Source organism: Nocardia alba NBRC 108234, assembly GCF_001612665.1.
Classification (GTDB): Bacteria; Actinomycetota; Actinomycetes; order Mycobacteriales; family Mycobacteriaceae; genus Nocardia; species Nocardia alba.
The window spans coordinates 97,373-109,608 of the sequence record NZ_BDAX01000014.1; the positions used below are offsets into that span (position 1 = coordinate 97,373).

Genomic DNA, 12,236 nt, shown 5'->3' on the forward strand with positions numbered 1-12,236 from the left:
CGACTACCCGGCTCTTCCCATCACAAACGGCGCGCGGAACCGGGCACGCCCCGATCAGTGACTAGCGTCGACCGGGTGCCCGACCACATCGTCCAAGCCGCCTACACCGCCGTCCACGCCCGCTATATCGAGCTCTTCGGCTCCCCGTCCGACCTCGCCCCCGAGGACGCGGCCTTCGCACTCACCCACCTGGCTCCCGGCCCGGTCCTCGACCTCGGCTGCGGTCCCGGCCACTTCACGAAACTCCTCACCGACGCGGGCATCCCCGCCACCGGGATGGACCTGGTCCCCGAATTCATCGCACACGCGCGGGCCACCTACCCGGACATCCCGTTCGAACTCGGCTCGATCCGCGCCCTCGACGCCCCCACCGCGACCGTCTCGGCCATCCTCGCCTGGTTCTCCCTCATCCATCTGCCCCCGGAGGAGCTGCCCACCGTGCTGGCGGAATTCCACCGGGCGCTCACCCCGAACGGCCGACTGGTGATCGGCGTCTTCGAGTCCAGCGACGCCGTCGAACCCTTCCCCCACAAAGTCACCACCGCCTTTCGCTACCCCACCGACCAGCTGTCCGAAATCCTGCGCGAAGCCGGATTCACCGAGGTCGATCGCCTCCACCACCCAGCAGCGGGAGATACCCGGCCCCACTGCGCCCTGGCGGCCGTCAAGTCGTGACACCGCCCCACCCGCGGCTGGATCACACGGATCGGCATTCTTGACTAAATTTTCAGTCAGGATATAGGGTTCCCGGCAGCGGAAGGAGGACCCATGCGACGACGAACATTCGTCCAGACCACGATGGCCGCGTTCAGCGTGCTGGTGACCGGTTGCGACGACATCGGCGACAGCGACGAGCGGACCTGGCTCATGCCGGAGGAAGGACAGCCGCACCAGCGCACCTGGATGGCTTTCATCGCCGACGAACAGATCTGGGGCGCGCGGCTGGTGCTGGAGGTGCAGCGCAACCTGGCCACCATCGCCACCACGATCGCCCGCTTCGAGCCGGTCTCGATGCTGGTGCGCCCCGGCGATCTGGCGGCGGCGCAGCGCCTGATCGGCAACGCGAACGTGGAACTGATCGCCACCGACCTCGACGACCTGTGGATGCGCGACACCGGCCCGGTATTCGTGCGGAGCGGAAATGTCAGGGCCGGTGTGGATTTCAACTTCAACGGCTGGGGCGAGAAGCAGGAATACGGTGCCGACGCGAAGGTGGCGCGCTTCGTCACCGGCCGCGCGGGCGTCGAGACGCTGCGTACGGATCTGGTGCTCGAAGGCGGTGCGCTCGAGGTCGACGGTGCGGGCACGGCCATCATCACCGAGAGTTGCGTGCTCAACAACAATCGCAACCCCGGCTGGAAGAAGGCCGATGTCGAAGCGGAACTCGAGCACCTGCTCGGCATCGAGAAGGTGATCTGGCTGCCCGGTATCGCGGGCGAGGACATCACCGACGGGCACACAGATTTCTACGCCCGCTTCGCCGAGCCCGGCGTGGTCGTCGCCGGACTCGACAACGACCCGGATTCTTTCGACTACGACGTCACCCGTCGCCACCTCGACATCCTCCGCGCGGCGACCGACGCGCGCGGTCGCCCGCTGCGGGTCGAGGTGCTCGAAGGTCCGGCGACAGTGCGCGAGCAGTTCGCCGACGACGATTTCGCCGCGGGCTATATCAACTTCTACGTCTGCAACGGCGCTGTCATCGGCCCCGAGTTCGGTGATCCGGCAACCGACGTCGCCGCGAAATCCACCCTGGAGCGGCTGTTTCCCGGCCGAGAGGTGGTGCAGCTCGATATCGACGGCATCGCCGCTGGTGGCGGTGGTATCCACTGCACCACCCAGCAGGAACCCGTCGCCTGACCCGGCAGCGGCCCCGTCGCCGGGATCGCGTGCGCCTACTGTGAGGAATCGTGTCGGACCGTCGTACCCAGATCATGGAAGCCGCCGTCCGCGTCATCGCCGAGGACGGCGTGCGCGGCCTGCGAGTCGAGAAGCTCGCCGCGGCGGCCGAAGTGTCCACCGCGTTGATCTACTACTACTTCAAGGATCGCGCAGGCATCCTGCGCGCCGCGCTCGAACACATCAATCACCGCGCCCAGACCTACACCGAAGCCGGGGGCACCGATCCACGCGCACAGGTGGAGCACATGCTGTTGCTCGAACTCCAAGACGCCGACCGGGTCCGTGAAACCAGCGTCGCCTGGGGCGAACTGCGGGCCAGCGCGGTCTTCCACCCCGACCTACGCGAGCCCCTGCGCACCACCACCGAGGCCTGGAACGCTGACGTGGAAACCCTCATCCGCCAGGCGCAGCAGTCCGGCGCCATCGCGCCGACCGCCGACGCCTCCACTGCCGCGGAACGACTCACCACCCTGGTGGAAGGTCTCAGCGAGCGCTGGCACAGCGGTTCACTCTCCCTCGCGCGCGCCCGTGAGATCCTCGCCAGTGCGATGGAACTCGAGTTCGACAGGACCTAGCTTGCGCGCCGGGAGATTTCCCTTCGAGCTGATGCCCGTCACTTGTCGACGGCGCACGCGATCTGCTCGGCGGCCTGATCAGGAGTGAGACGTGTGGTGTCGATAACCTCGGCCTCGCTGTGCAGCCAGGTACGGGCAGCTTCGGCGTAGGGCTCGAGATAGGCGAGGCGGAAGGTGGAGGGACCGAGAACGGTGTCGCCCTCGATGCGTGCGCGCAGCGTGTCCTGATCCGCGTGTAGGACGAAGTGCCGCACCGGAATCGAGTGCCGCGCGAGCCCCGCGCTGATCTCACGCCAGTACTGCTCGACCAGTACTGTCATCGGCATCACGAGCGTGCCGCCGGTGTATTCGAGGATGTGGCGGGCGGTCTCGACCACGAGCGGCCGCCACGGTGGCCAATGCTGGAAGTTGTTCGTCGCGGGCAGCCCCGGCGTGACGTCCATGAGCGTCTCACCGACCTTCTCCGCGTCGAACACCCGCGAATCCGGAATCAACTGCTGCACAAGCCCACTGGTCGTCGTCTTGCCCGCGCCGTGGGTGCCGTTGAGCCAAACGATCACGGACTCCGACCCTAGCAGTCCCGCACGCGACGGGGATTTCGAGCGCATCGCCGACGTCACCGGCCGATCCCGCGGTTCGACGAGATCTGATGTCGCCGGTCGGCTCAGGCCGCGAGGGCCAACTGGGCGCGCGCGGGCCGGGCGGTGCGGGCCGCGCGACCGACCAGGCGGGCGATGGCCTGGGCGACCTGGGCGGGCTGTTCGAGGATGACCGAGTGGCCTGCGCCGTCGATCTGCACGAAGTCCGCGTAGTCGACCGCGGCGGCCATAGCGACCGAATGCGACGGCGGCGTCATCAGGTCGGCGGAGCCGCACAGGATCATGGTGGGGATGGTCGAGAGGGTGGCCAGGGCGGTGGTGCGGTCGAAGGTCTTGAAGGCGCTCAGGAAGGTGGCCATGGTGACGATCGACGTCGCGTTGTGCATCGCCTCGGCCAGCGCCAGCACCCGCTGACTGACCTTGCGATCACCGAACTCGGCGGTGCGCACGATCGGGGCGAAGACCTTGCAGGCCAGCACCTTCGCGTGCTGCATCAGCCGCGGTGCGCGCCGCACCGCGGCCTGGAAAACCGGGACGATCGGGTTGTGCAGCAGCCGGCCGAACCCCGCGTCGGCGAGCCCGCTCGCGGCGGTGGCGACGAGCCCGACGCCGACGATGCGCGTCCCGACCTCGTGCCGGTACTGGTCGACGTAGGTCAGCACGGTCATGCCGCCCATCGAATGCCCGACCAGCACCACCGGCCCGGTGGGCGCGACCACGTCGAGCACCTCGTGCAGATCATGACCGAGCTGTTCGATGTTGTAGGTCTGCCTCGACGCCGTGGCCGAGTCGCCGTGCCCGCGATGGTCGTAGCACACGACCTTGGCACCGGCGTGCTCGCGCAGCAGCGCATCCCGCACATCCGTCCACGACTCGGTCCGCAGGCAATGCCCGTGGATGAGGACGACCGTCAGGTCGGCGTCGCGCCGCCCGTACTCCCGAACCGCGAGCTCCACACCATCGCGGGTCGACACCGGAACACGACGCTGCGCGGAGCGGGCGATTGTGCTGATGTTCGACATCGGAGCCTCCGGGTTCGGCAGTGGTGGTGACAACATCCACTCTGCGCCGAATCCGGGCCCCTCATCAGGGCCCCGAGTACTGGGCCCGCTCCCCCGAGGGTGCGCGTAACACCACCTTGGTGTCACGCTCTGCTCGACGGGATGTCCCGATCGCACGGTGCGTCGGCCCGTTCGAACACCGAGACAGTGGACGCCGTTGCCGAGGTTTCGATGCCGATAACCCCACTCGGGGCGGGTCAGCCGATGGTCACCTCGCTGCGGGCACGCGGACCGGTGTGTGCGGGAAGGTGCTGATAACCGTGCAGGGTGAACAGCGGCCGCCGGGTGGGCGGATCGGTCAACCGCAGATCCGGGAAGGTCTCGAACAGCGCGCGCAGCGCATGCGTCGCTTCCATCCTGGCCAGACCGGCGCCGAGGCACACATGGCTACCGTTGCTGAACGACAGGTGATTCTTGGCGTTGGCCCGTGTGATGTCGAACCGGGCCGCGTCGGTGAACACGGCGGGGTCGCGGTTCGCGCCGGCCAGCGACACCACCACGGTCGAGCCCTTGCGCAAACGGAGGCCGCCGATCTCCAGTGCCGTCCGGGTGGTCCGGGCGGTGGACTGCACCGGCGGGTCGATCCGCAGGATCTCCTCCACCGCGTTGGGCCAGAGTTCCGGCTCGGCACGCAAGCGGGCCAGTTGTTCGGGGTGCTGGAGCAGCCAGACGATGCCCGTGCCGATCAGGTTGACCGTCGTCTCGAAACCCGCGGCCATCAGCAGGGTCGCCGACGCGCACAGTTCGTAGGTGGTCAGATCGCCCGAGGTGACCAGACTGCTGAGAATGTTGTCGCCGGGATCGGCGCGCAATCGCTCCAGGTGGTCGACGAGATACCGGTGCAGACGCTCCGAGGATTCCATCGCCCGCTGGTGCGTCTGCCACGAGATCCCGAGGTCGAGCAACGGACTGATGTCGTCACCCCAGTGCAGGAACATCTCGCGGTCGGCATCGGGGAAACCGAGCATCTCGGAGATGATGGCGATGGGCACCTGCGACGCGTACCGCGCCACCAGATCGGTCGGCCCGTCGTCGGGCAACTCCGCGAGCAGTTCACCGGTGACCGTCTCGATCCGGTCGCGCAGCCGGGCGATGGCCCGCGGGGTGAACGCCGCGGAGACCGGTTTGCGCATCCGGGTGTGCTCGGGATCGTCGACTACCAGCATGGACGGCGGATCCACCAGATTCGGCGGGAGGGGCCGCCGCTCCAGCGCCCGCATCACCGGCCCGGGTACCCCGAACACAGTCGGGATACCGACACCGAACCGGTTGTCGCGCAGGATATCCCGAGCCACATCGTGATCGAAGGTGATCCACACCGGAAGGGCGCGGATCAACCCACCGTCCCCACGCATCTCCTCGATCAGCGCGTACGGATTCTCGATCCCCTCCGCACCACCGATCAACCGAGCGAACGGGTTGCCACGACGTAGCGAGATCTTCTTGAACAGCACGACCACACCGTGATTGTTGATCCAGCGATACAGGTAATGCGGATTCATCGAGCCCCTCCATCGTCGAACTGACGCATTTGCGGTTGCTACGAACATCACATCGTTGTAACGGATATCACAGACTACGCGGGGCTACTGAAGCGGGATCCCGAGATCGAGAATCGGTGGGTGAACTACACGTTGAAGCGGAAGTCGCAGACATCCCCGTCGTGCATGACGTATTCCTTGCCCTCCATGCGGACCTTGCCCGCAGCCTTGGCCGCCGCCATCGAACCGGCTTCGACCAGGTCGTCGAAGGCGACGAGTTCCACCTTGATGAAACCGCGTTCGAAGTCGGTGTGGATGACGCCCGCGGCCTTGGGGGCGGTGTCGCCCTGGTGGATGGTCCAGGCTCGCGATTCCTTGGGGCCCGCGGTGAGGTAGGTCTGCAGGCCGAGGGTGTGGAAGCCGGCGCGGGCGAGGGCGTGTAGGCCCGGTTCGGTTTGGCCGATGGATTCCAGGAGTTCGAGGGCGGATTCGTCGTCGAGTTCGAGGAGTTCGGCTTCTACCTTGGCGTCGAGGAAGACGGCGTCGGCGGGGGCGACGGCGGCTTTCAGCTCGGCGATCTTGGCGTCGTCGGTGAGGACGGATTCGTCGGCGTTGAAGACGTAGAGGAACGGCTTGACGGTGAGCAGGGAGAGCTCACGCAGCAGTTCGGCGTCGATCTTCTTGCCCGCGGCGAACAGCGTGGTGCCCTCGTTGAGGAAACCCTCGGCGATCTTGGCCGCATCGAGCAGGGGCTTGCGGTCCTTCTTGACCCTGGCTTCCTTCTCGAGGCGGGGGATGGCCTTCTCGAGGGTCTGCAGGTCGGCGAGGATGAGCTCGGTTTCGATGACCTCGATGTCGGCGGCGGCGTCGACCCGGCCGTCGACGTGGATCACGTCGTCGTCGGCGAACACGCGCACGACCTGGCAGATCGCGTCGGCCTCACGGATATTGGCGAGGAACTTGTTGCCGAGGCCCGCGCCTTCGGAGGCGCCCTTCACGATCCCGGCGATGTCGACGAACGACACCACGGCGGGCACGATCTTCTCGGAACCGAAGATCTCGGCGAGCTTGTCCAGACGCGGGTCGGGCAGCGGGACCACGCCGACGTTGGGCTCGATGGTCGCGAACGGGTAGTTCGCGGCCAGCACGTCGTTCTTGGTCAGCGCGTTGAACAGCGTCGACTTTCCGACATTGGGCAGGCCGACGATTCCGAGGGTGAGGCTCACTGTGTTTATTTTGCCGCACCTGCGGCGCGGCGGGTTCGCGGCCCCCTTGTGGCTCGCTGGTCAGGCACCGCGGCTTGCTCCTTCGTCGCCTACGAAAGAGCGAGCCGCGGCGCCTGACCAGCGAGCCGGGCCGCGAACGGCCGTCCCGAGAGGTCAGGGTTCGAACTCGATCAGGGGACGAGAACGACCTTGCCCAGGTTGGCGCGCTGTTCGATGACCGCGTGCGCGGCAGCGGCGTCGTCGAGGGCGAACTCGGCGTGCACGACCGGGTGCAGCAGGCCGGAGGCGTAGTACTGCCAGACCTCCTGGCGCAGGTCCTCGTAGCGAGCCGGGTCGCGCTGGGCGAGCCTGCCGATCCGGAAACCGGTGAGGGTTTTGCCGCCGGCCAGGAGGTCCTCGGTGTCGATGAGGCCACCGCCGGTGCCGTAGGTGACCGCGCGACCGCCTTCGGCCAGACCCGCGAGGGTGCCGCGCAGGCCGGTGCCGCCGACGCCGTCGAGGGCGTAATCGGCCTGCTTGCCGCAGTGCAACTGGTCGTAGGTGAACACCTCGTCGGCGCCGAGTTCGCGCACGAAATCGATCTTGGACTCGTCGGAGACCGCACCGACCACCCAGCTCGCGCCACGCACGCGGGCCAGCTGCACCGCGAGGTGGCCGACCCCACCCGCGGCCGCGGTGACCAGGGCGGTCTCGCCCTCGCGCGGCGAGGCGGTGTCGAGGGCGCCGAGGGCGACGAGCCCGCTGCGCATCAGGGCGACGGCGTCGACAGCCGAGGCGCCGTCGGGAATGGCCGAGACCTGGTCGATCGCGAGGACGACGTACTCGGCGTAGGCATCGGAGGTGCACAGGCCGACGACGCGGTATCCGGCGCTGTAGCCGTCGACCCCGTCACCGACCGCCACGACCTCACCGGCCACCTCGGCACGGACCTGCTCCGCGTCGCCGCTGATCCGCCGAATCGCCGACAGGGTGGCCCCGATCGCCTCGACCCGCACCAGCAGTTCACCGGCACCGGGCACCGGAACCTCGGCCGCGACGACTTCGAGCGCCTCCGAACCACTGCCGCGCTCGTATTGAACCCGCCGCATGACACCTCCTGCAGAATTGAGCGAAGGCGCAAGATTAACCGGCTGACCTCGTGTTTTCACAGGTTGTTCGCCCGTGAGTGCGAAATCTCACCGCCCGCCGCGTCGCGCCGAGAGCACCTTCGGATGCTGGTTACCCCACGGCAAGGTCACGGACGCGTGGGCAACGCCACACTGCCGACGGCGGGTCGGTGAGGGCGTGTCGTGGCGGGTGTTCCGATGTCGATGGGCAACGACGCCTCGGACCTCCGGCTACCAGCCCGATGACCTGGTCACCCGTGTCGTTCCCGGCGTAGCGTGGCACGCATGCAGGCATCCACCGAGGTGGTGACAGCGGCGCCCGCGCCGGTGCTGGCGGCGTTCATCGACCGCTACGTCGGCTATCGCATGGCGGGCTTCGAGCCGGGTTTGCACCGCGGCCTGCCGTCGCAGCACATGACGTTCATCGTCGCGGTCGGCCCGACCATCGATGTCGTCGAGCAGACCGACCCGCGCCAAGCTCCCGCCAACTTCCGCTGCGTCTTGAGCGGCCTGCAGGCGAGCCCGGCGATGATCGCGCACAACGGTTTTCAGGAAGGCGTCGCGATCGAGCTGACCCCGCTGGGTTCGCGGGTGCTGTTCGGCATGCCTGCGAGCGAACTGTGGGATCTGTCGATCGAGTGTTCCCAGGCGCATCGGGCGCTGGGCGATCAACTCGCCGATGCCGTGCAGTCGCATCAGGACTGGCCGAGCCGGTTCGCCGCGTGCGATCGAGCGTTGACCACGGCGGCACGCGCCGACACCGCGGCCGGGCCCGAATTGACCTGGGCCTGGCGCGCTCTCGTGAAAACCGGCGGTACCTGCTCGATCAACCCGCTCGCGGATCGGATCGGCTGGAGCCGTCAACACCTGACCCGCAGGTTCACCGCCGAATTCGGCGCGAGCCCCAAGCTGGCCGCGCGGATCATCCGGTTCGAGCGAGCCAAGCGCATGCTGGCCGGCACCCCGTCCTATGTCTCCATCGCCCAGATCGCCGCCACCTGTGGCTACTACGACCAGGCGCATCTCAATCGCGACTTCGCCGAACTGGCGGGCGTGCCCCCCACCGCCTGGCTCGCCGAGGAGATTCCATCCGTCCAAGACCCGAACGGGCCCGAAGCACGAGGCTGAACACATGGACACCACAACCGACAACCGGACCACCATCTGGCCCTGCCTCGCCTTCGACGACGCCCGCGCCATGATCGAATTCCTCACCACCGCTTTCGGTTTCGAAGCCACCGCGGTCTATGCCAGGGAAGACGACGCCTCGATCGTCGAACACGGCGAACTGCGCCTGCCCGGCGGGGGCGGCATCATGTTCGGCTCCACCGGCCGCGACGACACCCCGTTCGGCACCCGCCCACCCGGCGTCGCCAGCCTCTACCTGGTCACCGACTCCCCCGACGCCCTCTACGCCAGGGCGAAATCCGCGGGCGCCACCATCATCCGCGACCTACGCGACGAGGACTACGGCTCCCGCGGCTTCAGCGCCGCCGACCCAGAAGGCAACCTCTGGAGCTTCGGAACCTACGGGGGCGAATAGCACCTCCCAGCCACCACGACCCGACCCCGAGGAGGGTCCCGCCGCGCAGCGGCGTTTCGCGGCCGTCCCGCAGGGGCCGCGAACCCGAGCGCGCCAGCGCTCCAACAAACCCTGAACAAAATTTCATTCTGCGCTCTATCGGGTGCGAACCTCTCCGTCGCAGCTCAGGGATCGGCTACGTTGTCGATTGCTTCACCCGAGGCTCTGCGCGTATCCAGGGGAGTTGAGTCAATGGCGACCATCGAACATCTGCGGACCGACCCGGACCTGCCTCCGGTCGGTGTCGTCGATCGCACGCCGATCACGCCCGCCAAGAAGGCCGTGTTCGCCGGGGTCGCCGTTCTCGGCGCCGTCGCGTGGACGATCATCGCGTTCGTGCGCGGCGAGTCCGTGAACGCGGTGTGGATCGTGATCGCGGCGGTCTGCACCTACATCATCGCCTACCGCTTCTACGCGCGGTTCATCGAGTGGAAGATCACCAAGCCGCGCGACGACGTGGCCACGCCCGCCGAGATCTATGACAACGGCAAGGATTTCATGCCGATGGACCGGCGGGTGCTCTACGGGCACCACTTCGCCGCCATCGCGGGCGCCGGCCCGCTGGTCGGTCCGGTGCTCGCCGCGCAGATGGGTTATCTGCCGGGCACCATCTGGATCGTCGTCGGCGTGGTGTTCGCCGGTGCGGTGCAGGACTACCTCGTGCTGTGGGCCTCGACCCGTCGCCGCGGCCGCAGCCTCGGCCAGATGGCGCGCGACGAACTCGGGCTCATCGGCGGCGTCGCGGCGATCGTGGCGATCCTGGTGATCATGACGATCCTGCTGGCGGTGCTGGCGCTGGTCGTGGTGAACGCGCTCGGCGAGAGCCCATGGGGCGTGTTCTCCATCGCGATGACCGTCCCGATCGCGCTGTTCATGGGCGTCTACCTGCGGTATCTGCGACCGGGTGCGGTCGGCGAGGTGTCCGCGATCGGCATCGTGTTGCTGCTCGGCGCGATCATCGGCGGCGGCTGGGTGTCCGAAACCGAGTGGGGCGCGGACTGGTTCACCCTTTCGCGCACCACCATCGCGTGGTGTCTGATCGCCTACGGCTTCGTCGCCTCGGTGCTGCCGGTGTGGCTGCTGCTCGCACCGCGTGACTATCTGTCGACGTTCATGAAGGTCGGCACGATCGTGCTGCTCGCCGTCGGCATCCTCATTACGATGCCGGTGCTGAAGGCGCCCGCCGTCTCCGAATTCGCGCACACCGGTGCGGGTCCCGCGTTCGCGGGCAGTCTGTTCCCGTTCCTGTTCATCACCATCGCCTGCGGCGCGCTCTCGGGATTCCACGCGCTGGTCTCCTCCGGTACGACGCCGAAACTGCTGGCCAAGGAATCCAATGCCAAGATGATCGGCTACGGCGGCATGCTGATGGAGTCGTTCGTCGCGGTCATGGCGATCATCACCGCCTCGATCATCGACCAGCACCTGTACTTCGGCATGAACGCCTCGGCCGGGCTCACCGGCGGCACCGCCGAAGGCGCCGCCAAGTTCACGAATTCGCTCGGGTTGTCCGGCCCGCCCGCGACGCCGGCACTGTTCACCGACGCGGCCGCCGAGGTGGGCGAGAAGTCGATCGTCTCGCGCACCGGTGGCGCCCCGACCCTGGCGGTCGGCATCTCCGAGGTGTTCTCCCAATTCCTCGGTGGCTCGACGATGAAGGCTTTCTGGTACCACTTCGCGATCATGTTCGAGGCGCTGTTCATCCTCACCACCATCGACGCGGGCACCCGCGTGGCGCGCTTCCTGGTCTCGGACGCGCTCGGCAACTTCGGCGGCGGGTTCAAGAAGTTCCGTGATCCGTCGTGGCGGATCGGCGCCTGGCTGTGCTCGCTGATCGTGGTCGCGGGTTGGGGCGGGGTACTGCTGATGGGCGTGAACGATCCGTTCGGTGGCATCAACGCGCTGTATCCGCTGTTCGGCATCGCCAACCAGCTGCTCGCCGCGATCGCGCTGATCGTGGTGCTCACCATCATCGTCAAGCGTGGGCAGTGGAAGTGGGCGTGGATTCCCGGCGTTCCGCTGGCCTGGGATCTGCTGGTCACGATGACCGCGTCCTGGCAGAAGATCTTCTCCGACGATCCCAAGCTCGGCTACTGGAAACAGCACAGCCTGTGCCAGGCGGCCAAAGACGCGGGCAAGGCCTGCCTGACAGCCAAGACCCCCGAGCAGGTCGACATCGCGATCCGCAACACCTTCATCCAGGGCACGCTGTCGATCGTGTTCGCGGTGCTGGTGCTGATCGTCACCGCCGTCGGTGTGCTGGTGTGCGCGAAGGCGATTCGTACAGGCACCGTGTCGAGCACCGAGTCCGAGGAGCAGCCGTCGAAGATCTTCGCCCCCAGCGGTTTCATCGCCACCTCCGCGGAGAAGGACGTGCAGAAGGAGTGGGATGTGCTGATCGCCGAGGGCAAGGTGAGCGCGCCCGGATCGGCGCACGTCTCGTGAATGTGGGGCCGCGCGTGCGGGCGGTTCTCGGCCGGGCGTGGGCGGCGGCGCGCGGAGTCGCCCGCTGGTACAGCGCGATCAACGGCGGCCAGGATTACCAGCGGTATGTCGATCACGTGCGCCGCACGCATCCGGGGGCTCCGGTGCTCTCCGTCCGCGATTACTGGCGCGAACGCTATGCCGAAGCCGAGCGCAATCCCACCACTCGCTGCTGCTGATCGCGGTTCGCGACGCTCGGGATCGGTGGCCGATTTCCGCT

12 protein-coding genes are annotated in these 12,236 nt (G+C 67.5%); 7 read left to right on the forward strand and 5 right to left on the reverse strand.

Annotated elements, in window-relative coordinates; translation table 11 throughout:
- Nucleotides 1-75 precede the first annotated feature (75 nt).
- The 3 genes from NA12_RS16420 (at nucleotide 76) to NA12_RS16430 (ending at nucleotide 2,477) form a co-directional block, all read left to right on the forward strand.
- Nucleotides 76-675, forward strand: a complete 600-nt coding sequence (locus tag NA12_RS16420; RefSeq protein WP_084472816.1) for a class I SAM-dependent methyltransferase — start codon at nucleotides 76-78, stop codon at nucleotides 673-675.
- A gap of 93 nt (nucleotides 676-768) precedes the next feature.
- Nucleotides 769-1,860: an agmatine deiminase family protein gene (locus NA12_RS16425; protein WP_067451261.1), complete on the forward strand. Its 1,092-nt coding sequence runs from the start codon at nucleotides 769-771 to the stop codon at nucleotides 1,858-1,860.
- Nucleotides 1,861-1,910: 50 nt separating this feature from the next.
- A complete protein-coding gene (locus tag NA12_RS16430) occupies nucleotides 1,911-2,477 on the forward strand; it encodes a TetR/AcrR family transcriptional regulator (RefSeq protein WP_067451264.1) in 567 nt (188 codons plus the stop codon).
- 38 nt (nucleotides 2,478-2,515) lie between these two features.
- On the opposite strand, the gene NA12_RS16435 is transcribed toward NA12_RS16430, so the two are convergent.
- From NA12_RS16435 to NA12_RS16455, 5 genes are all read right to left on the reverse strand, one after another.
- Nucleotides 2,516-3,037 (reverse strand): P-loop nucleotide/nucleoside kinase family protein, encoded by a 522-nt coding sequence (locus NA12_RS16435; RefSeq protein ID WP_067451697.1) that lies wholly within the window; start codon nucleotides 3,035-3,037, stop codon nucleotides 2,516-2,518.
- A 104-nt stretch (nucleotides 3,038-3,141) separates the two neighbouring features.
- Nucleotides 3,142-4,098 (reverse strand): alpha/beta fold hydrolase, encoded by a 957-nt coding sequence (locus NA12_RS16440; RefSeq protein ID WP_067451267.1) that lies wholly within the window; start codon nucleotides 4,096-4,098, stop codon nucleotides 3,142-3,144.
- A gap of 236 nt (nucleotides 4,099-4,334) precedes the next feature.
- Nucleotides 4,335-5,639: a cytochrome P450 gene (locus tag NA12_RS16445; protein WP_067451270.1), complete on the reverse strand. Its 1,305-nt coding sequence runs from the start codon at nucleotides 5,637-5,639 to the stop codon at nucleotides 4,335-4,337.
- A 125-nt stretch (nucleotides 5,640-5,764) separates the two neighbouring features.
- The gene (gene ychF, locus NA12_RS16450; protein WP_067451273.1) at nucleotides 5,765-6,844 is read right to left on the reverse strand and encodes a redox-regulated ATPase YchF; all 1,080 of its coding nucleotides are present in this window, start codon (nucleotides 6,842-6,844) and stop codon (nucleotides 5,765-5,767) included.
- A 170-nt stretch (nucleotides 6,845-7,014) separates the two neighbouring features.
- The gene (locus NA12_RS16455) at nucleotides 7,015-7,932 is read right to left on the reverse strand and encodes a quinone oxidoreductase family protein (RefSeq protein WP_067451276.1); all 918 of its coding nucleotides are present in this window, start codon (nucleotides 7,930-7,932) and stop codon (nucleotides 7,015-7,017) included.
- Nucleotides 7,933-8,235: 303 nt separating this feature from the next.
- On the opposite strand from NA12_RS16455, the gene NA12_RS16460 reads away from it, so the two are divergent.
- The 4 genes from NA12_RS16460 to NA12_RS16475 all read left to right on the forward strand — a co-directional run bounded on the left by NA12_RS16460 (nucleotide 8,236) and on the right by NA12_RS16475 (nucleotide 12,195).
- Nucleotides 8,236-9,078, forward strand: a complete 843-nt coding sequence (locus NA12_RS16460) for a helix-turn-helix domain-containing protein (RefSeq protein ID WP_067451279.1) — start codon at nucleotides 8,236-8,238, stop codon at nucleotides 9,076-9,078.
- Between the two features lie 4 nt (nucleotides 9,079-9,082).
- Nucleotides 9,083-9,493, forward strand: a complete 411-nt coding sequence (locus tag NA12_RS16465) for a VOC family protein (protein WP_067451283.1) — start codon at nucleotides 9,083-9,085, stop codon at nucleotides 9,491-9,493.
- Nucleotides 9,494-9,724: 231 nt separating this feature from the next.
- Complete coding sequence (locus tag NA12_RS16470; protein ID WP_067451286.1) at nucleotides 9,725-11,977, forward strand: carbon starvation CstA family protein; 2,253 nt, start codon at nucleotides 9,725-9,727, stop codon at nucleotides 11,975-11,977.
- A gap of 14 nt (nucleotides 11,978-11,991) precedes the next feature.
- Complete coding sequence (locus NA12_RS16475) at nucleotides 11,992-12,195, forward strand: YbdD/YjiX family protein (RefSeq protein WP_067451700.1); 204 nt, start codon at nucleotides 11,992-11,994, stop codon at nucleotides 12,193-12,195.
- Nucleotides 12,196-12,236: the final 41 nt, after the last annotated feature.